The 18,313-nt window shown below is 69.3% G+C and carries 19 protein-coding genes, 1 tRNA gene and 1 pseudogene; 9 read left to right on the top strand and 12 right to left on the bottom strand.

The genetic code is table 11. The features are described 5' to 3' along the window. Positions 1-13: 13 nt before the first annotated feature. From GFK26_RS10020 to GFK26_RS10010, 3 genes are all read right to left on the bottom strand, one after another. The gene (locus GFK26_RS10020; protein WP_153281841.1) at positions 14-808 is read right to left on the bottom strand and encodes a BON domain-containing protein; all 795 of its coding nucleotides are present in this window, start codon (positions 806-808) and stop codon (positions 14-16) included. Then, positions 805-1,455, bottom strand: coding sequence for an SIS domain-containing protein (locus tag GFK26_RS10015; RefSeq protein WP_153281840.1), 651 nt, complete (start codon positions 1,453-1,455; stop codon positions 805-807). The genes GFK26_RS10020 and GFK26_RS10015 overlap by 4 nt, the downstream gene beginning before the upstream one ends. Positions 1,456-1,640: 185 nt before the next feature. Next, complete coding sequence (locus tag GFK26_RS10010) at positions 1,641-2,012, bottom strand: YraN family protein (RefSeq protein WP_153281839.1); 372 nt, start codon at positions 2,010-2,012, stop codon at positions 1,641-1,643. A gap of 47 nt (positions 2,013-2,059) precedes the next feature. Here GFK26_RS10010 and rsmI point away from each other — a divergent pair, with 47 nt between their 5' ends. Next, positions 2,060-3,019 (top strand): 16S rRNA (cytidine(1402)-2'-O)-methyltransferase, encoded by a 960-nt coding sequence (gene rsmI / locus GFK26_RS10005; RefSeq protein WP_153281838.1) that lies wholly within the window; start codon positions 2,060-2,062, stop codon positions 3,017-3,019. Positions 3,020-3,022: 3 nt separating this feature from the next. Here rsmI and GFK26_RS10000 read toward each other — a convergent pair whose 3' ends face one another. The 4 genes from GFK26_RS10000 to GFK26_RS09985 form a co-directional block, all read right to left on the bottom strand. Continuing rightward, a complete protein-coding gene (locus GFK26_RS10000) occupies positions 3,023-3,751 on the bottom strand; it encodes a glutathione S-transferase (RefSeq protein WP_153281837.1) in 729 nt (242 codons plus the stop codon). Between the two features lie 87 nt (positions 3,752-3,838). Then, positions 3,839-4,063, bottom strand: coding sequence for a hypothetical protein (locus tag GFK26_RS09995; RefSeq protein ID WP_153281836.1), 225 nt, complete (start codon positions 4,061-4,063; stop codon positions 3,839-3,841). A gap of 163 nt (positions 4,064-4,226) precedes the next feature. Next, positions 4,227-4,301: transfer RNA gene (locus GFK26_RS09990), tRNA-Arg, on the bottom strand. Positions 4,302-4,343: 42 nt separating this feature from the next. After that, positions 4,344-5,018, bottom strand: coding sequence for a TetR family transcriptional regulator (locus GFK26_RS09985; RefSeq protein ID WP_153281835.1), 675 nt, complete (start codon positions 5,016-5,018; stop codon positions 4,344-4,346). Positions 5,019-5,197: 179 nt separating this feature from the next. Between GFK26_RS09985 and GFK26_RS09980 the strand changes: the two genes are divergently transcribed. The 4 genes from GFK26_RS09980 to GFK26_RS09965 all read left to right on the top strand — a co-directional run bounded on the left by GFK26_RS09980 (position 5,198) and on the right by GFK26_RS09965 (position 11,823). Further along, complete coding sequence (locus tag GFK26_RS09980) at positions 5,198-6,505, top strand: efflux RND transporter periplasmic adaptor subunit (protein ID WP_153281834.1); 1,308 nt, start codon at positions 5,198-5,200, stop codon at positions 6,503-6,505. Between the two features lie 15 nt (positions 6,506-6,520). After that, entirely contained in the window at positions 6,521-9,685 is a 3,165-nt protein-coding gene (locus GFK26_RS09975; protein ID WP_153281833.1) for an efflux RND transporter permease subunit, read from the top strand. Beyond that, positions 9,678-11,102: an efflux transporter outer membrane subunit gene (locus tag GFK26_RS09970; protein ID WP_153281832.1), complete on the top strand. Its 1,425-nt coding sequence runs from the start codon at positions 9,678-9,680 to the stop codon at positions 11,100-11,102. Before GFK26_RS09975 ends, GFK26_RS09970 begins: the two co-directional genes overlap by 8 nt. A 115-nt stretch (positions 11,103-11,217) precedes the next feature. Beyond that, positions 11,218-11,823: a c-type cytochrome gene (locus tag GFK26_RS09965; protein WP_153281831.1), complete on the top strand. Its 606-nt coding sequence runs from the start codon at positions 11,218-11,220 to the stop codon at positions 11,821-11,823. A gap of 91 nt (positions 11,824-11,914) precedes the next feature. Here the strand turns inward: GFK26_RS09965 and GFK26_RS09960 are convergent, their stop codons facing one another. From GFK26_RS09960 to GFK26_RS09945, 4 genes are all read right to left on the bottom strand, one after another. Further along, positions 11,915-12,463 carry a DUF2946 family protein gene (locus GFK26_RS09960; RefSeq protein ID WP_153281830.1) on the bottom strand — a complete coding sequence of 183 codons (549 nt, stop codon included), beginning with the start codon at positions 12,461-12,463 and terminating at the stop codon, positions 11,915-11,917. Then, positions 12,456-13,472, bottom strand: coding sequence for a YheT family hydrolase (locus tag GFK26_RS09955; protein WP_153285916.1), 1,017 nt, complete (start codon positions 13,470-13,472; stop codon positions 12,456-12,458). The genes GFK26_RS09960 and GFK26_RS09955 overlap by 8 nt, the downstream gene beginning before the upstream one ends. 82 nt (positions 13,473-13,554) lie before the next feature. Continuing rightward, positions 13,555-14,007: a YybH family protein gene (locus GFK26_RS09950; RefSeq protein ID WP_056577215.1), complete on the bottom strand. Its 453-nt coding sequence runs from the start codon at positions 14,005-14,007 to the stop codon at positions 13,555-13,557. A gap of 52 nt (positions 14,008-14,059) precedes the next feature. Further along, positions 14,060-14,863, bottom strand: a complete 804-nt coding sequence (locus GFK26_RS09945) for a hypothetical protein (protein ID WP_153281829.1) — start codon at positions 14,861-14,863, stop codon at positions 14,060-14,062. 47 nt (positions 14,864-14,910) lie between these two features. Here GFK26_RS09945 and GFK26_RS09940 point away from each other — a divergent pair, with 47 nt between their 5' ends. The 3 genes and pseudogenes from GFK26_RS09940 to GFK26_RS09930 all read left to right on the top strand — a co-directional run bounded on the left by GFK26_RS09940 (position 14,911) and on the right by GFK26_RS09930 (position 16,987). Further along, a complete protein-coding gene (locus GFK26_RS09940; protein WP_194274060.1) occupies positions 14,911-15,510 on the top strand; it encodes a LemA family protein in 600 nt (199 codons plus the stop codon). Between the two features lie 12 nt (positions 15,511-15,522). Beyond that, positions 15,523-16,451 (top strand): annotated as a pseudogene (locus tag GFK26_RS09935) (TPM domain-containing protein). Between the two features lie 5 nt (positions 16,452-16,456). Beyond that, positions 16,457-16,987, top strand: a complete 531-nt coding sequence (locus tag GFK26_RS09930) for a TPM domain-containing protein (RefSeq protein ID WP_153281828.1) — start codon at positions 16,457-16,459, stop codon at positions 16,985-16,987. 120 nt (positions 16,988-17,107) lie between these two features. On the opposite strand, the gene pdeM is transcribed toward GFK26_RS09930, so the two are convergent. Next, positions 17,108-17,785, bottom strand: a complete 678-nt coding sequence (pdeM, locus tag GFK26_RS09925) for a ligase-associated DNA damage response endonuclease PdeM (RefSeq protein ID WP_153281827.1) — start codon at positions 17,783-17,785, stop codon at positions 17,108-17,110. Between the two features lie 77 nt (positions 17,786-17,862). On the opposite strand from pdeM, the gene trxC reads away from it, so the two are divergent. Beyond that, on the top strand, positions 17,863-18,309 hold the full coding sequence (gene trxC / locus GFK26_RS09920; RefSeq protein WP_153281826.1) for a thioredoxin TrxC: 447 nt from the start codon (positions 17,863-17,865) through the stop codon (positions 18,307-18,309). Positions 18,310-18,313 lie beyond the last annotated feature (4 nt).

The following is an 18,313-nucleotide window of genomic DNA, read 5'->3' as shown; positions in this document are numbered from 1 at the left end:
GGGCTTTTGTATTTCAGCGGACCGGCGCGGTGGTCGCACCGCCCGCCGGCGCGGGCAGCGGCTCCATCGGCGGCAGCGGCACGCGCGAACCCGAGGACGCAGCCGGTGCCGACGGCGTTGCGTTGCTGACCGGTGCGGGGCCCGTGCCGCCGCGCTGCGCAGCGGACTGGTTGGCCGCCTGGCTCGCCGCGAGGTCGGCCTCGCTCACCACCTCGACCACGCGCACGACCTTCGCCACACCGGTCACGCCGCGCGTGATCTCGGTGGCACGGTCGGTCTCGCGGCGGGTGGCGATGCCCATCAGGTAGACCGTGCTGCGCTCGGTCACGACCTTGAAGGAGTTGGCGAAGATGTCCTTGGCGTCGAGCAGTGAGGCCTTCACCTTGCCGGTGATGTACAGGTCGTTCGAGCGGTCCTGGAAGGTGCTCGGGGCGCCGATGGAGAGTTCGTTGACCACCGAGCGCACGTTGACGACGCGGCTCACCTCGTCCTCGACGCGGCGGCGGTCGGCGTCGTTGCCGACGGCGCCGGTCAGCAGCACCTGGCGGTTGAAGCTGGTGACGCTCACGTACATGTTGTCGTTGGCGATGTCGCGCACGCGGGCCGCGGCACGCAACTCGATGCCCTGGTCGTCGAGCTGGGCGCCCGAGCTGCGGCGGTCGGTCGCCACCATGCCCACGCCCACCATCGCCGCGCCGCCCACGACGAGCGGCACGCAGGCGGACAGGCCGGCCACCAGAGCGGCGCCGAGGGTGAGCGCCAGAGCGAAACGTTGGGTCGAGGCCTTGGTCAGGGTCGTCATGGTCATGAGGAAACTTCCTGTTCTCCGAGTAACTGGGCATCCACGCCGTCGCACAGGCAATGCAGCGCGAGCAGGTGGATTTCGTGAATGCGCGCCGCACGCTCGTGCGGCACGCTGATCTGGACGTCGGTCTCGCGCAGCGCGCGGCCGATGGTGCCGCCGGTGCCGCCCGTGGCTGCGGCACCTGGCGCGGCTGCCGCCAGGCCGGTCGCGGCGTTGCCCAGCAGCGCCACCACCGTCATGTCGCGCTCATGCGCGGACAGCACGGCGGCCAGTACCGCGGACGAATGCCCGCTGGCGCTGAGCACCAGCAGCACGTCGCCGGCCTGGCCCAGCGCGCGCACCTGGCGCGCGAAGCGGTCGGCATCGGCGGCCTGCGGGCTGTCGGCGGCCGGGTCGGTGGTGTCGCCGGGCAGCGCGATGGCGCCCAGCTCGGGCCGCTCGCGTTCGAAGCGGCCCACGAAATTGGCGGCGAACTGCGCGGCCAGCAAGCCCGACACGCCGGCCCCGCAGGCCAGCACCTTGCCGCCGCTGGTCACGCAGGCCAGCAGCGCCTGCATCGCTTGAGAGATGGGTTTGCTGAGGACCGGGCCGGTCTGGTATTTGAGGTCGGCACTGTCAATGAAGTGCTGCTGAATCCGTTGCTCGAGCATGGGGCGCGATGATAACTGGGGGTCGTGAAACAAGACGTTTTGAAATGGCCCACCCCCGAATCTTCGCGCACTTCGTGTCGCTTCGACTCCCCCCTCAAGGGGGCGCACCCGGTGGCCCGGCAAAGCCGGTTCCACGGGTGCCCTGGCACGGAATGGGCCGCTTGCTCCACAGGCTTCCGAGCAAATCAGCCCGCGTCGAAGGCACCTGGGAGCCAGGTGATTTTCTCCTCGATCAGCACCACGTCGAAACGGCACGGCGGCAGCGACCGCAACCGGCCTAGGTAATGCCGCGCGGCCAGCACGATGCGCCGCTGCTTTCCCGCCGTGATGCTGCCGCCCGCGCCGCCGTGCGAGCCGGCGCTGCGCTGGCGCACCTCGACGAACACCAGCGTGCCGTCGCGCGGATCGCGCATGATCAGGTCGACCTCGCCGCCGCCGCGCCCCGGCGTTCGATAATTGCGCGCGACCGGCACGAGGCCGGCCTGGCGCAGGTGGTCGAGCGCGGCGTCTTCCGCCGCATCGCCGCGATGCTTTGTCGTCGTGGTGCTTGTCGTCATGGCTCCCTGCCCTGTTTTTTGTTTTCGCTGCCCTACGGAGAAACCTCTTGGCTTCACTCGCCCCTGCTTCCTTCGGCGCCGCCCTGCCGGCCGCGCACGACGCCGCGGGCGCGCAGCATTATCCGCAGGGCACGCTCTACGTCGTCGCCACGCCGATCGGCAACCTGGCCGACATCACGCTGCGCGCACTGCATGTGCTGCAGCTGGTGGACGTGATCGCCTGCGAGGACACGCGCCACACACAGACGCTGCTGCGTGCCTACGGCATCGATCGCCCCGGCGCACGGTTGCTCGCGGTGCACCAGCACAACGAGGCCGAGGCTGCGCAGGCCGTGGTCGCGCGGCTCGCGCAGGGCGAGCGCATCGCCTACGTGAGCGACGCCGGCACGCCCGGCGTGAGCGACCCCGGCGCGCGCCTGGCCGCCGCCGTGCGCGCGGCCGGCCACCGCGTGCTGCCATTGCCGGGCGCCAGCAGCGTCGTCACGCTCGTGAGCGCGGCGGGGCTGGTGGCCGACGGCGGCGAGAGCAACGCGCACAACAGCAGCGCCTTCGTGTTCGCGGGCTTCCTGCCGACCAAGGCCGGCGAGCGCGACACCGCCGTGCAGGCGCTCGCGCAGGAGCCGCGCGCCGTGGTGCTGCTCGAAGCGCCGCACCGCATCGAAACCCTGGCCCGCGCACTGGCTGTGCTGGGCGAACGCCGCATCACCGTGGGCCGCGAGCTCACCAAGCAGTTCGAAGAGATCGCCACCGTGGCCGCCAGCGCACTGCCCGACTGGTTCAGCGCCGACCGCGACCGCACGCGCGGCGAGTTCGCGCTGGTGCTGCACCCCGTGGCGGTGAGCGGCGACGGCGGCGCGGAAGGCGAACGCGTGCTGCGCCTGCTGCTGGCAGAACTTCCGGTGAAGACGGCCGTGAAGCTGACTGCAGAGATCAGCGGCGCGCCGCGCAATACGCTGTACGAGCTGGCGCTGCGCATTCGCAACGAAGCCGGCAGCGACGGCGCTTAGCCCTCAGCCATCCAGCTCGGCATAGCGCCGAAAGATCCCGTCCTCGTTGAACGCGATGCGACGCGGGCTCTGCAAGTAGTCGTGCACGCGCTGGCGCCGCCGGATGTTGGCGTGCAGTTTCACGACCGACGGCGTGTCGGCCAGCGCCCGCGCGGCGGCTTTCGGAAAGGCGTACTGCAGGCCGTCCACCAGCTGGAACAGCGACAGGTCGGCATAAGTGAGCACGTCGCCGACCAGGTGCAGGTCGCCCGAAGGATTGCGCTGCAGCACCTGCTCGAACCAGTTCAGGAATTTCGGGATGCGCGCCTCGCGGAAGGCCCGCGCACGCTGCACCGCGGCGTCGCGCTGGTCTTCGTAATAGTCGCCGGTCGAGATCGGGTGATGGGTGTCGTGCGCCTCGGCCACGGCGTCGGCAATGGTGAGCTGCAGCTGGTGCGTCCACAGGCCGTCGGATTCGCCGATGCCCGCCAAGCCCAGCTTGGGGCCGAGGTACAGCAGGATCGCAGCGGTCTGGCCAACCACGATGTCGCCGTCGATGAGGAACGGCGGTGCGAACGCGGCGCGCGGGTTGTCGGGGTCGCCGAGCCGCTGGCCCAGCGCGGACTCGCCACCGCCTTGCGACGCGGGCAGCCGCGCGACATCGACGTAGTCGGCGCCGGCGGCCTCGAGCGCGAGCCGCACGAATTCGCCGCGGCCCTGGATCGTGGGCCAGTAATGAAGTTGGTATGCCATGCGGCCATGGTGGCAGGGCCGGCGGGGGCCCGCAACCGACGACCGGCTACGCGACGTGTCGGATCAGGCCGCGCGGGCGCGGCCGGCTCACCAGAACTTCCACCACGGACGCGGCGGCTGGCGCAGGGCCAGGGGGCGGGTGTCCAGGTCGGCACTCTGGCTTGGGGGAATCGAATCGCCAAAGCGGCGCCGCATTTCGGCCTCCAGGGCATGTGCGATGCCGCGGGCCTGTTTCTCGCCGCGCAGCGCGCGCCGACGCCATTCGGCGGCGTGTGCTGCGAGGCTGGTTTCGTCCAGTTCGGTGAGCTCCATAGGCGGGAATTTTTACATGCGTGCGACCGGGTGACGGGGTGCAACGGCGTGTCACGGCCCGGTCGCGCGGATCTCCGGATCGACCTTGTCACACAAGGCCGGGGCCGGGTCGGGGAAGAAGTGAAAAAACCGGAAGCCCTTGCGGAATTTCCGGTCTTGAAGGTGGTCCCGCCGCCAGGAATCGAACCTGGATCTCAGCCTTCGGAGGGCCGAATTCTATCCGTTGAAATACAGCGAGAGGGGTGCTCCGGAAAGCACCGGAGCCACACATTATGGCCTATCAGGCGGGGGCGGTTTCCGTGTCCTGTGCCGTCGGGACGGCGCCGGCCGGCGCGCGCGGGAAGCCGAGCCCGGCCAGGTAGACGCGGAAGGTGCGCCGGCCGGTCGGCACGAGGTCGAAGGCCGTGGGGTCGAGCAGCCAGTTCTGGATCAGCCCGCCGATGAGCGCATGCATACCCTGCGCGGCCATCGCTCCGGGCACCGGCAGCCGGATGCGGGCACGCCGCGCGGCCAGTCGCAGGGCTTTTTCGAAATCGACCACGCAGGCGTTGCGGGCGTCGAGGTGGCGCTGCTGCACCGAGGCCATGTCATGCGTGTATTCGACCTTGTGGGTCGCGATGTCGAACACGCGCCGCACCTGCAGGTCGACGACCACGAGCGTCAGCGCGTGGATCATGCCCTCCTCGATCTCGGCCAGCGGATCGTCGCTGCCGCCGGCGAGCCGGCTCCTGGTCGGCGTTTCCAGCGGCAGGATCACGCGCTCCATCATGGCGTTGAACAGGTCGGCCTTGTCCTTGAAGTGCCAATAGATGGCGCCCCGGGTCGCGCCGGCCTGCTGCGCGATCTGCTGCAGCGTGGTCTGCGAAACACCTTGCGCCTGAAACAACAGCTCCGCGGCATCGAGCAATCGATTCCGCGTTGCCAGTGCTTCTTCCTTCGTACGACGTGCCACCAAGTCTCCTGATTTGTAAAGCGAACGGCCTTTGCGTATCGTGGGGCCATTGCATGGCTGTCACTATACATCCATGAATGTATGTAAACTAGCGCGCTTCTCGGATGGCCCGCCTGCCCGTGCTGGTTTACGGATCTCTCCCGCAAACGCGCCATCTCCCGTCTTCGCATCAAAGGAATCACATGCCTCTTCTGCATGTCTCGCGTCAACCGTCCTTGTCGTTCTCGCCGCGTCTCGCGACCGTGGCCCTCGTCTCCCTCCTGTTCCTGGCCGCCTGCGGCAAGGGCGAGGCCCCGGCCGGACCGGGCGGTGGCGGCGGTGGTGCCCGTCCGGCGCCTGAAGTCGGCGTGGTGGTGGTCAAGCCCACCGACGTGGGTCTGGTGACCGAGCTGCCCGGCCGCCTCGAGGCCTCGCGCATCGCCCAGGTGCGCGCCCGCACGCCGGGCATCCTGCTCAAGCGCGAGTTCCGCGAAGGCAGCGACGTGAAGGCCGGCCAGTTGCTGTTCCGCATCGACCCGGCACCGCTGGTGGCCGCCACGCAGAACGCGCAGGCCGCGCTGGCCCGCGCCGAAGCCAACGCCGTGCAGGCCAAGGCACTGGCCGACCGCTACAAGCCGCTGGTCGAGGCCAACGCGGTGAGCAAGCAGGAATACGCGACGGCCGTGGCCTCCGCCAAGACGGCCGAAGCCGACGTGGCCGCCAACCGCGCGCTGCTGCAGACCGCCAAGATCAACCAGGGCTATGCCGATGTCACCTCGCCCATCGCGGGCCGCATCGGCCGCGCGCTGGTCACCGAAGGCGCACTTGTCGGCCAGGGCGACGCCACCGAGCTGGCCGTGGTGCAGCAGATCAACCCGCTGTACGTGAACTTCACGCAGTCGGCCTCGGACGTGCTCAAGCTGCGCCGCGCCGTGGCTGCCGGCCAGTACAAGCGTGCGAGCGGCGAAGAAGCCGCGAGCATCCGCGTGGTGCTGGAAGACGGCACCGACTATGCGCAGGACGGCAAGCTGCTGTTCTCCGACCTCACGGTCGACCCGACCACGGGCCAGGTCACGCTGCGCGCCGAGATTCCGAACCCCAAGGGCGAGCTGCTGCCCGGCCTGTACGTGCGCGTGAAGCTCGAGCAGGCCCAGGTAACCAACGCCATCACGGTGCCGCAACAGGCCGTCACGCGCACCCAGCAGGGTGACCACGTGACGGTGGTCGCGGCCGACGGCAAGCTGAGCCAGCGCACCGTGAAGATCAGCGCCGCCAAGGACAACCAGTGGGTGGTGCTCGACGGCCTGAAGGCCGGCGAACAGGTGATGGTCGACGGCTTCCAGCGTCTGCAGATGATGCCGCCCGGCACGCCCGTGAAGGCGGTGCCTTGGCAGAAGCCGGCGCCGAACGGCGCGGCTGCCCCAGCGGCTGCTGCACCCGCGGCACCGGCAGCGTCTGCTGCCGCGGCACCCGCCGCCAGCCCGGCTTCGGCCCCGGCTGACAAGAAGTAATCAGGAGCGCCTCGCATGGCCAAATTCTTTATCGACCGACCGATCTTCGCGTGGGTGATCGCACTGTTCATCATCGTGCTGGGCGGCGTTTCCATCACGCAGCTGCCGATCTCGCAGTACCCGCCGGTGGCCCCTCCGGCCATCGTGATCAACGTCGCCTACCCCGGTGCGTCCGCGCAAACACTCGAGGACAGCGTGCTGTCCGTGATCGAGCGCGAAATGAACGGCTCGCCCGGCCTGATCTACATGGAATCGGTGGCCCAGGCCGACGGCACCGGCGCCATCACCATCAGCTTCGAGGCCGGCACCAACGAAGACCTCGCGCAGGTGGACGTGCAGAACCGGCTCTCGCGCGCCACGCCGCGGCTGCCCTCGGCCGTGACGCAGCAGGGCGTGCGCGTCGACAAGTCGCGCAACAACTTCCTGCTGTTCGCGATGCTGTCGTCGGACAACCCCGACTTCGACCCGGTGGCGCTCGGTGACTATGCCGCGCGCAACATCGTGCCGGAACTGCAGCGGATCGACGGCGTGGGCCAGGCCCAGCTGTTCGGCTCCGAGAACGCGATGCGCATCTGGATCGACCCGGCGAAGCTGCAAGGCTTCAACCTGTCGTCCAACGACGTCAACACCGCAATCCGCGCGCAGAACGCCCAGGTGGCTTCGGGCACGCTCGGCGACCTGCCGAACATTCCCGGCCAGGCGATCTCCGCCACGGTGACGGTGAACGGCCAGCTCAACAGCGTCGAGCAGTTCCAGAACATCGTGCTGCGCGCCAACACCGACGGCTCGACCGTGCGCCTCAAAGACGTGGCGCGCGTCGAACTCGGCGGCCAGAACTACGCCACCTCGGCGCGCCTGAACGGCGTGCCGGCGGTCGGTATCGGCGTGCAGCCCACGCCGACCGGCAACGCGCTGAAGTCGGCCAAGGCCGTGCGCGCCAAGATGGCCGAGCTGGAGCGTTACTTCCCCAAGGGCGTGAAGTGGGACATTCCGTACGACAGCTCGCGCTTCGTGCAGATCTCGATCACCGAAGTGGTGAAGACGCTGTTCGAAGCCATCGCGCTGGTGTTCCTGGTGATGTTCCTGTTCCTGCAGAACTGGCGCTACACGATCATCCCGACCATCGTGGTGCCCATTGCACTGCTGGGCACCTTTGCCACGCTGCTCGCGCTGGGCTTCTCGATCAACGTGCTCACCATGTTCGGCATGGTGCTGGTGATCGGTATCGTGGTGGACGATGCCATCGTGGTGGTGGAGAACGTCGAGCGCATCATGAGCGAAGAGGGGCTGTCGCCGCTCGATGCCACGCGCAAGGCGATGCAGCAGATCTCGGGCGCCATCATCGGCGTGACCGTGGTGCTGATCTCGGTGTTCGTGCCGCTCGCGTTCTTCGCGGGTTCGACCGGCAACATCTACCGCCAGTTCTCGGCGGTGATGGTGGCCTCGATCGGCTTCTCGGCCTTCATGGCGCTGTCGCTCACGCCGGCGCTGTGCGCCACGCTGCTCAAGCCGGTGGAAGCCGGCCACCACCATGAGAAGCGCGGCTTCTTCGGCTGGTTCAACCGCGGTTTCTCGCGCACGGCCAAGGGCTACGAAGGCGTGGTCGCGCGCATCCTGCGCCGCGCCGCTCGCTACCTCGTGATCTACGCCGCGATCATCGGCGCCGTCGCGTACTTCTACACGCACCTGCCGAGCTCGTTCCTGCCCGAGGAAGACCAGGGCAACATCATCGTGAACGTGCAGCTGCCCCCGGGCGCGACGCAAGAGCGTTCGCTGTCGGTGATGCAGCAGGTCGAAGGCTTCATCCTGAAGCAGCCTGAAGTGCAGAGCATCGTGAGCGTGATGGGCTTCAGCTTCTCGGGCCAAGGGCAGAACGCAGGCCTTGCCTTCGTGACGCTGAAGGATTGGGAAGAGCGCAAGGACCCGGCCCACTCGGCCAGCGCGCTGGCCGGCCGTGCCTTCGGTGCGCTGTCGGGCATCCGCGACGCCTTCATCTACCCGCTGAGCCCGCCGCCGATTCCCGAACTGGGCAACGCCAGCGGCTTCAGCTTCCGGCTGCAGGACCGTGCAGGTGCAGGCCACGAGGCGCTGATCAACGCACGCAACCAGCTGCTGGGCATGGCCTCGCAGAGCAAGATCCTCGCGCAGGTGCGCCCTGACGGCCTGGAAGACGCGCCGCAGCTGGAGATCGACATCGACCGCGACAAGGCCAACGCCCTGGGCGTGAGCTTCGACGCGATCAACAGTGCGCTGTCGACCTCGCTGGGTTCGAGCTACATCAACGACTTCCCGAACCGCGGCCGCCTGCAGCGCGTGGTGGTGCAGGCCGATGCGCCGGCACGGATGCAGCCGGACGACCTGCTGCGCCTGAACGCCGTCAACACCAAGGGCCAACCGGTGCCGCTGTCGGCTTTCGCGACCACCAAGTGGGTCTCGGGCGCCACGCAGACCGTGCGCTACAACGGCTACCCCGCCATCCGCATCAGCGGTGACGCGGCGCCGGGCCAGAGCACGGGTGCCGCCATGGCCGAGATGGAAAAGCTCGCCGGCCAGCTGCCGCAAGGCTTCGGCTTCGAGTGGACCGGCCAGTCGCGGGAAGAAAAGCTCGCCGGCTCGCAGGCCATGATCCTGTACGGCTTCGCGATCCTGGCGGTGTTCCTCTGCCTGGCCGCGTTGTACGAGAGCTGGTCGATCCCGCTGTCGGTGATCCTGGTGGTGCCGCTGGGCGTGCTGGGTGTGCTGGTGGCGACGATGCTGCGCGCCTATTCCAACGACGTGTACTTCCAGGTGGGCCTGATCACGATCATCGGCTTGTCTGCGAAGAACGCGATTCTGATCATCGAGTTCGCGAAAGACCTGCAGGCGCAGGGCCGCGGCGTGGTCGAGGCCGCGCTCGAGGCCGCGCACCTGCGGTTCCGTCCCATCATCATGACCTCGCTGGCCTTCGGCCTGGGCGTGCTGCCGCTGGTCCTGGCTTCGGGCGCAGGCTCGGCGAGCCAGCGTGCCATCGGCACCGGCGTGCTCGGCGGCATGGTGACCGGCACGATCCTGGCCGTGATCTTCGTTCCGGTGTTCTTCGTGGTGGTGCGCACGCTGTTCAAGGGCAGCGCGCGCCAACGCGAAGCCGACAAGCGGCATGCAGCCGCGGCCGGTATCACGGGAGACCAAACACATGACTAAGAAACCTCTGATTCCTACCGTGCTGGCGGCCGCGATGCTGCTGGCGGGCTGCTCGCTGATTCCGACCTACGAGCGCCCCGCGGCGCCGGTGCCGACCACCTTCCCGGGCGACCCGGCGCAGCCAGCCGGCCAGGCCGCGGCCGCCCTGCCCTGGCAGGACTTCTTCACCGACCCGCGCCTGTCGGGCCTCATTCAAACGGCGCTGGCGAACAACCGCGACCTGCGCGTGTCGGTGCTCAACATCGAGCAGGCACGTGCGCAGTTCCAGATCGAGCGCTCGGCGCTGTTCCCGGCGCTCGGCCTCACGGGCGCGGGCTCGCGCTCGAGCCCCAACGCCTACCAGGCGATCGATCCGAGCCAGGGCAGCGTGTCCTCGCAGTACAGCGTCAACTTCGGCTTTACCGCGTGGGAGCTCGACTTCTTCGGCCGCATCCGCGCGCTGAAGGACCAGGCGCTCTCGCAGTACCTGGCCACCGAAGAGTCGCGCAAGGCCGCGCAGATCAGCCTGATCGCGGCCGTGGCCAGCGGCTGGCTCACGTTGCTGGCCGACGACGAGCTCCTCGAGATCACGCGCCAGACGATGGTCACGCGCGACGAGTCGGTGCGCCTGACCAAGCTGCGCTTCGACAACGGCGTGTCGTCCGAGATCGACTTCCAGGCCGCGAACTCGCAAGCCGAAACCGCGCGCGCCGCCTATGCGCAACAGCAGCGCGCCCGCATGCAGGACGAGAACGCGCTCGCCCTGCTGCTCGGCGCACCGGTGCCGGCCGAGGCCACCGCCGGTGGTACCAAGGGACTCGCGGGCATCCGCCCGATGCCCGACGTGCCGGCCGGCCTGCCCTCCGACCTGCTGACCGAGCGGCCCGACATCCGCGCGGCCGAGCAGCAGCTGATTGCGGCCAACGCCAACATCGGCGCGGCGCGCGCGAACTTCTTCCCGCGCGTGTCGCTCACGAGCTCCATCGGCACCGCAAGCAGCGAGTTCTCGAACCTGTTCGATCGCGGCACCAAGGCCTGGAGCTTCGCGCCCACGGTCACGCTGCCGATCTTCGATGCGGGCCGCAACATCGCGGGGCTCAACTCGGCCAAGGCCGGGCGCGAGATCGCGGTGGCGCAGTACGAGAAGTCGGTCCAGACCGCGTTCCGCGAAGTGGCGGACGCGCTCGCGGGCCGCGCCACGCTGGGCGAGCAGGCACGCGCGCAGACCGCGCAGGCCGACGCCGAGGCGGTGCGCTACAAGCTCTCCGACCTGCGTTATCGCAACGGCATCGCCAGCGCGCTCGACCTGCTCGACGCACAGCGTTCGCTGTTCACGGCGCAGCAATCGGCGGTCGCCACGCGCCTGCTGCAGCTGCAGAACCAGGTCACGCTGTACAAGACGCTGGGTGGCGGCTGGGCCACACGCAACAGCGGTTGAGACACCTGCGCGTCCGATATGGAGAGGTCAATTGCCCGCGCGGGCAAAGGGCCTCTCTATAATCGCCGGTTGGTTAGAAAAAGCCCCCGACGAGCCCCCCGATATTGAGGACGCCATGAGCGCAGACCCGCACTACCAGGCCACAGAAGACGCCCATACCGGCCCGATCAAGAACCCGAAGCAACTGCTGCTCGCGGTATTTTTCTCTTTCATCATTCCGATCCTGATCATCGTGGGCCTCGTGTCCTATGTGGTCTCGGGCACCAAGCCCGCCGGTACCGCGGAGGGCGACAACATGGCGCTCTACGGCGTGACCCAGGAATCGCGCGATCGTGAAGTGGCCGAGCGCCTGAAGAAGGTCGGCGCCATCGAGATCCGTGACGCCAACCGGCCCCTGGCCGCTGGCGACGCCGTGTTCAAGGCCCAATGCGTGGCCTGCCACGGCGCTCCCGGCATCCCCGGCGCCCCGCACCTGAACGACGCCGCAGCCTGGGGCCCGCGCATCGGCCAGGGCTACGCAACGCTGCTCGAGCACGCGCTCAAGGGCAAGGGCGCAATGCCCCCCCAGGGCGGCGGCGACTTCGAAGACATCGAAATCGGCCGTGCCGTGGTGTACCTGGCGAACGCCGGTGGCGCCAAGTTCCCGGTGCCGGACCGTCCGGCAGCGGCTGCCGCGCCGGCCGAAGGTGCTTCGGCTGCGGCCAGCGCGCCTGCCAAGTAAGCGATCGACGGCGCCCTGCGCCCATGAAAAAACCGGCCTGCAAGCCGGTTTTTTTACGCCCGGACGATCCGGAATGCTATCTTTTCAATAGCTATGCAACCGCGCCATCGTGGCGTTCCGCCGGACTCAACACATGCCCGAAGCGCCCCGGCAGGTCGACGGCCTGCACCGGCTCCGGCGTCCAGAGTCCCTGCTCGATCGCTTCGGCGGCGATGCCCACATCCTGCGTGTGCACCAGCCCGAGGCCCGCCGGCGCGACCAGATAGAGCCGGCCGTGCTCGTCGAGCAGGCAACCGGTCACCTCGGCGGGCGCGCCCGTGTGGGCCGTGACCGTGAACGCGTTCGCGCCCTCTTGCGCCACGCGCCACACCAGCGGCGCCGCCTCCAGCTCGACGTAGACACGCTGCGGCCCGTTCTGGAAAAACCACTGGCCGTCAGCGTCGTGCTCGTAGTTGCGGTGAATGAAGTCGATCAGCTTGTCGTGCCGCAGCATCGAACCCTTGGCACTGCGGAACGGGCCCTGCGCCTGCGTGCGGTCGTCGCGCATGTACCAGTTGCCGCGCGCGTCCAGGCCCAGCCAGCCGTAGCAGTGCGGCACGTTCGGCCATTTGGCCAAGGCTTGTTTGACGATGTCATCCATGGGCGCCATTTTGCGCGCGCGCCGACGACAGGTTGTAGGCCAACCACCCGCCGACGCGCTCGGGCATTCCGCCCACATGCCCCGGCGGCAGGCCGAGCGGAAAACCCACATGCCCGCCGCCCGCGGGCTGCCACAGCGTGACGTGCGACCCGACCTCGTTCGGCCCGGGCAGGCTGCGGGCCGGAATGAAGGGGTCGTTGCGGGCGTTTACCACCAGCGCGGGCACGCGGATCGCGCCCAGCAGCGGCTTGGACGAGCCGCGCGCCCAGTAGTCGTCGGTGCCGCGAAAGCCGTGCAGCGGCGCGGTGAACACATCGTCGAAGTCGTAGAGATCGCGCGCCGCCATCAGTCGGTCGCGGTCGAACAGGCCCGGAAACTGCGCCAGCTTGGCGAGCGCCTTCGGCTTCATGGTCGCGAGGAACATGCGCGTGTAGACCAGCCGGTTGAAGCCGCGCCCGATCGCCTCGCCGCCTGCCGCCAGGTCGAGCGGCGCGCACACCGACGCCACCGCATCGACCGTGGCCCGCGCGGAGTCGCCCGCCTCGCAGGCCCAGCGCAGCAGCGCATTGCCGCCCAGCGAAACACCTGCCGCCAGCACCGGCCCGCCGCCGCCCTGCACCACGTGCTGTGCGTGCATGCGCCGCAGGATCCAGTCGATCTCCTCGTAGTCGCCCGAGTGGTAGGCGCGCGGCGCGAGGTTCAGTTCGCCGCTGCAGCCGCGAAAGTGCGGCACTGCGAAGGCCATGCCGCGCGACGCGGCAAAGGCCGCGAAAGCCTCGGCGTAATGGCTGCGCGACGAGCCCTCGAGCCCGTGGAACAGCACCAGCAGCGGCCGGGGCCCGGGCTGCGGCGCGTCGGCGAAGTCGACATCGACGAAATCGCCGTCCGGTGCGGTCCAGCGCTCACGGCGGTAGACCGGCGCCGGTCCGTCGAAACGGCGCGACCACAGCGCGGGCCAGATGGTCTGCAGGTTGCCGCCGGGCAGCCAGCGCGGCGCGACGTAGCCCATGGCGTCGTGTGCAGCGGGCGGCGCCGACGTCGGTGAGAAAGAGGAAGAAGGAAACGAAGAGGCCATCGCTCGGGGGCAGGACTCAGTGAAGAACCTGCGGCGGATCGTTCGCGTCGTCCGGCTCGCGCGCGCTGCCCGGGCTCGCGTGGTGCGCCACCAGGCGCCAGCCCTGCGCGGTCTTGTGATAGACGTTGGTGGCCAGCACGAAGGCATGGCGCGGGCCCTCGGCCGTGAGCACCTCGATGCGCTCGAGCACGTTGTGTACGGCACTCGCCAGCGACTCGATCTTGCGCACGCGCGCCGGCGTCGCATGGATGGCGCCGTTGCCGAACATCTGCTCGAAGGCCGCGCGGATCGCCACCGCGCCCACCAGCCGCGGGCCGCCCGGATGGACGCAGAACACCTCGTCCTCGTCGGCCCAGCAGGCCATCAGCGCATCGACATCGCCGCGTTGCAGCGCTTCGTAGAAAGCGGCCTCGACATCGTCGGCAGTGCCGCCGATGGCCGCGGCGGCGCGGAAAGGGGTCTTGGGCATGGCGGTGAAGGGCAAGAGCGAAGGGGGTAGGCCGGATTTTGCCCTGCCCATGTCACGGCCATGTGGCAGCGGGTGACTGGGCAGCGAGTGTCTCGGAAACGGACGCGGGAATCAGCCACGCGCGCGCCGCCGCCTCGGTGGCGCCCTGTGCGGCTTGCCACACCATCTCGGGCGCGGCCACGTGCACGCCGGGCGGCGCCACGCGCAGCGCAAGGTCGACCAGCTCGGCCATCTTGGGCGCGCGCACCGGCTGCTCGTTGGCCGGCACCATGAACCGCATGATCGACAGCATCCAGGCCGCCAGCCGCTCGCCCACGTTGGCCAGGCGCACGGCGGCGGGCTTGCGCGCCGAGCGCAGCAGGATCACGCGCTCGAAGCCGCAGGCGACCACGGCCTGCTCGTCGAGGCTGGCCAGCCCGCGCTTGAGCGCCTCGGGCAGCCGGCCGCGGTCGTGCGGCTGCACGACGACCAGCGTGCGCACGCCGCTGGCGCGCAGCCAGCGCGCCAGCTCGGGCAGGTCGGAAGGGTCGGGGTGCCACAGCGCGCGCTCGCGGCCGTGGTACAGGCGCGGCGGGTCGAAGGCGACCACCGCGACATCGGCCGCGACCGGCGGCCACTGCGCAATCGGCAGCGCCGGGCACAGAACACTTTCGACACCGGGCAGGCCGTCGTGCATCGGTTCGCGCGCCAGCACGCGCGTGCGCCGAAAGCGGTGGCGGCCCGCGAGCCGGTGCAGCAACTCCTGCCCGAGCGCGCCGGTCGCGCCCGCAATCAGCAGCGTGCCGACAGGCGGTGCGGCAGCGTGGGGCACCGCGCGGTTCGCGGCTTGCAGGGCGTGGAGCGGATCGAGGGCCATGACCCCGTCTATGCTAACTTCGGCCTTCTTCTGCGGAGGTAATGCAAATGATGATGAAGCGCTGGTTCCTGATTCTCGCGGCCGTCCTGTCCCTCAGCGGATGCGGCTACAACGACTTCCAATCCCTCGACGAGGCCAGCAAGTCGGCCTGGAGCGAAGTCCTCAACCAGTACCAGCGGCGTGCCGACCTCGTGCCGAACATCGTCGCCACCGTGAAGGGCGAGGCCAGCTTCGAGCAGGACACGCTCACCAAGGTGATCGAGGCGCGCGCCAAGGCCACCTCGATCCAGGTGACGCCCGAGACGCTCAACAACCCCGAAGCCTTCAACAAGTTCCAGCAGGCACAGGGCGAACTCTCGTCGGCGCTGTCGCGGCTGATGGTGGTGTCGGAACGCTACCCCGAGCTCAAGGCCAACCAGGCCTTCCGCGACCTGCGCGTGACGCTCGAGGGCACCGAGAACCGCATCACCGTGGCGCGCAACCGCTACATCGAGAGCGTGCAGGAGTACAACGTGCTCTCGCGCAGCTTCCCGACCAACCTCACGGCCATGGTCTTCGGCTACAAGCCCAAGGCGAACTTCTCGGTGCAGAACGAAGCCCAGATCTCGACGCCGCCCACGGTCGATTTCGGCACCCCGAAGAAGTAAGAAGCGGCGCCGATGGCCGCTGCCCTGATCCGCCGCGCACTGGCTGCGATCTTCATCGCAGCCCTTGCATGGGCCGGCCTGCCCGCGCTGGCGCAAAGCCTGCTGCCGATCCCAGCGCTCACCGCGCGCGTGATCGACCAGACCGCCACGCTCGACGCCGCGCAGCGCTCGGGCCTCGAAACCAAGCTGGCGGCCTTCGAGCAGCGCAAGGGCTCGCAGATCGTGGTGCTGATGGTGCCGACCACGGCGCCCGAAGACATCGCGAGCTACACGCAGCGCGTGGGTGACACCTGGAAGATCGGCCGCAAGGGTGTGGGCGACGGCCTCCTCGTGATCGTCGCCAAGGACGATCGCAAGATGCGCATCGCCACGGCCAAGACGCTCGAAGGCGCGGTGCCCGACCTCGCGGCGGTGCGCATCATCGACGAGGAGATGAAGCCGCGCTTTCGCAACAACGACTTCGCGGGTGGCCTCAATGCCGCGGTCGACCGGCTCATCGGCCTGGTCGACGGCGAGCCGCTGCCAGAGCCTTCACGCAGCAACAACAGCAGTAGCAGCAACGACGGCTTCGACTGGGAGAACCTCGCGATCTTCCTGTTCGTCGGTGTCTTCGTCGGCGCACCGATCGCGCGCGCCATCCTGGGCAAGACCATGGGCTCGGTCGCCATGGGCGGCGGCATCGGCGTGGTCGCGTTCCTCCTCACGACCAGCACCGTGATCGCAGTGATCGCCGGGATGCTCGCGCTCATGGTGTCGTTGTTCTCCGGCCTCGCCGGGTTCGGTCCCGGCCGCGGAGGCAGAGGCGGCGGCGGCGGGGTGGCTGGAGCAGCGGCGGTGGTGGTGGCGGCAGCTGGGGCGGAGGCGGCGGGGGTGGCGGCGGAGGTTTCAGCTCCGGCGGCGGTGGCAATTTCGGCGGCGGCGGCGCTTCGGGAGACTGGTGAAACACATGGCAACTGCAGATCCCACGTTCCTCTCGAAGCTGGGCCGCATCTGGCGGCATCTCTGGACCGACGAAGCCGCCGTGCGCCGCGTGCTGCCGGCCGACGCGATGGAGCGCCTGGCCGGCCGCGTGGCCGCGAGCGAGCGGCGCCACAGCGGCGAGGTTCGCATCTGCGTCGAAGCCGGCCTGCCGATGTCGTACCTGTGGCGCCACGCATCGCCCCGCGAGCGCGCCGTTGCGATGTTCGGCAAGCTGCGCGTGTGGGACACCGCGCACAACAACGGCGTGCTCATCTACCTGCTGCTGGCCGAGCACGCCATCGAGATCGTGGCCGACCGCGGCATCGACGCCCACGTGGGCAGCGCCGAATGGGCCGCGATGACGCTGCGCATGGGCGTGGCCTTTCGCGAAGGCCGCTTCGAAGACGGCATCACGCTGGCGCTGGAAGAGGTGTCGGCGCTGCTGATGGCCCACTTCCCGTTGGCCGAGAACCAGCCCGACACCAACGAGCTGCCCGACGCGCCCGTGGTGCTCTGAGCCTTGTCTTTCTCCCTCCCCTTCCGGGGGAGGGTGGGGGTGGGGGCAAGCGGCGTGTCCATCGAGCGCTCTGCCTGCCCCCATCCCAACCTTCCCCCAACGGGGGAAGGAGCAAAACCATCAATCCGATGGCGGCAGCGCCCACACGGTCTCACCGCCCACCGCGTAGAAGCGCCGATCCGGCGCCCTCTCCATCAACCAGCCGCCCGTGAATTCGCCGAAGGCGGGCAACACGGCCTGGCGCGCATCGCTCACGAAACACGGCAGCCGCACGCTGTCGCGCCCGGGTCCGTAGAGCCTGCAGACCGGATGCAGGTGCCCCGCGAGCACGAAGTGCGTGGCGTGCGATTGCGGATGGTGGCAGCAGGCGAAGGGCCCCAGCAGGAAGGGCTCGTCGACCACGTCGATGCCGAGTGCCGCGGGCGGATCGCCCGCGCGGCTGTCGTGGTTGCCGCGCACCAGCGTCATCGCCACGCCGGCGTGCCGCGCGCGCCAGTCAGCCACGGCAGCGAGCACCGTGCGCGCCTGCGCCGCATGCAAAAAATCGCCGAGGAACACGAGGCGCTGCGGCGCAAGCCGAGCGATGAGTGCGTCGAGCCGCGCAAGGTTCTGCTGCGTGGTGCCGCCCGGCACGGGCTGGCCGAGCGCGCGATAGGTCGCGGCCTTGCCCAGGTGCAAATCGGCGACGAGGAGCACGCGCGCGGCGGGCCACCAGAGCGCGCGCTCGGGCAGCAGGTGCAGCAGCTCGCCGGCCCACTGGACAGCGAGCGCCGACGCGGTAAGGTGCGGGGAAGTCACGGCCGATGAGTGTCGCAAAAGACGCCCGACGCTGCGGCCATCTTGCAATTCAACCGCGCGAGCCCCAGCTCTTCCGCATGACCGAATCGCCTCCGAAGCTCATCGTCTGTCCGCACTGCCACACGACCAACCGCGTGCGCGCAGACCAGCTGGGCAGCGCCCCCGACTGCGGCAGCTGCCACAAGGCGCTGTTCACCGGCCATTCGACCGCGCTGCCGGATGCGGTCACCTTCGACCGTCACATCACGCGCAACGAAATCCCCGTGCTGGTCGACTTCTGGGCGCCCTGGTGCGGCCCCTGCCGCCAGATGGCGCCGGGCTACGAACAGGCCGCGGCGCAGCTCGAACCCCACGTGCGGCTGGCCAAGGTCGACACCGAGGCCCTGCCCGCGCTCGGCGCGCGCTTCAACATCCGCAGCATCCCGACGCTGGCGCTGTTCAAGGGCGGGCGCGAGGTGGCACGGCAGGCCGGCGCGATGGGCGCGGCCGACATCGTGCGGTGGGTAAAGGCACACGGCGGCTGACCCG

Source organism: Variovorax paradoxus (assembly GCF_009498455.1).
GTDB classification, from domain to species: Bacteria; Pseudomonadota; Gammaproteobacteria; order Burkholderiales; family Burkholderiaceae_C; genus Variovorax; species Variovorax paradoxus_H.
Note: the sequence above shows the minus strand (reverse complement) of the source record. Positions and strands in the feature narration are given on the sequence as shown.

Excerpts from the sequence above, each read along its gene's own strand:
- trxC (WP_153281826.1), top strand. The coding sequence starts at position 17,863 with ATGACCGAATCGCCTCCGAAGCTCATCGTCTGTCCGCACTGCCACACG.
- GFK26_RS09965 (WP_153281831.1), top strand. The coding sequence starts at position 11,218 with ATGAGCGCAGACCCGCACTACCAGGCCACAGAAGACGCCCATACCGGC.
- GFK26_RS10020 (WP_153281841.1), bottom strand. The coding sequence starts at position 808 with ATGACCATGACGACCCTGACCAAGGCCTCGACCCAACGTTTCGCTCTG.
- GFK26_RS09945 (WP_153281829.1), bottom strand. The coding sequence starts at position 14,863 with ATGGCCCTCGATCCGCTCCACGCCCTGCAAGCCGCGAACCGCGCGGTG.
- GFK26_RS10015 (WP_153281840.1), bottom strand. The coding sequence starts at position 1,455 with ATGCTCGAGCAACGGATTCAGCAGCACTTCATTGACAGTGCCGACCTC.
- GFK26_RS10010 (WP_153281839.1), bottom strand. The coding sequence starts at position 2,012 with ATGACGACAAGCACCACGACGACAAAGCATCGCGGCGATGCGGCGGAA.
- GFK26_RS10000 (WP_153281837.1), bottom strand. The coding sequence starts at position 3,751 with ATGGCATACCAACTTCATTACTGGCCCACGATCCAGGGCCGCGGCGAA.
- GFK26_RS09995 (WP_153281836.1), bottom strand. The coding sequence starts at position 4,063 with ATGGAGCTCACCGAACTGGACGAAACCAGCCTCGCAGCACACGCCGCC.
- GFK26_RS09940 (WP_194274060.1), top strand. The coding sequence starts at position 14,911 with ATGATGATGAAGCGCTGGTTCCTGATTCTCGCGGCCGTCCTGTCCCTC.
- GFK26_RS09980 (WP_153281834.1), top strand. The coding sequence starts at position 5,198 with ATGCCTCTTCTGCATGTCTCGCGTCAACCGTCCTTGTCGTTCTCGCCG.
- GFK26_RS09955 (WP_153285916.1), bottom strand. The coding sequence starts at position 13,472 with ATGGGCTACGTCGCGCCGCGCTGGCTGCCCGGCGGCAACCTGCAGACC.
- GFK26_RS09960 (WP_153281830.1), bottom strand. The coding sequence starts at position 12,463 with ATGGATGACATCGTCAAACAAGCCTTGGCCAAATGGCCGAACGTGCCG.
- GFK26_RS09950 (WP_056577215.1), bottom strand. The coding sequence starts at position 14,007 with ATGCCCAAGACCCCTTTCCGCGCCGCCGCGGCCATCGGCGGCACTGCC.
- GFK26_RS09930 (WP_153281828.1), top strand. The coding sequence starts at position 16,457 with ATGGCAACTGCAGATCCCACGTTCCTCTCGAAGCTGGGCCGCATCTGG.
- GFK26_RS09975 (WP_153281833.1), top strand. The coding sequence starts at position 6,521 with ATGGCCAAATTCTTTATCGACCGACCGATCTTCGCGTGGGTGATCGCA.
- GFK26_RS09970 (WP_153281832.1), top strand. The coding sequence starts at position 9,678 with ATGACTAAGAAACCTCTGATTCCTACCGTGCTGGCGGCCGCGATGCTG.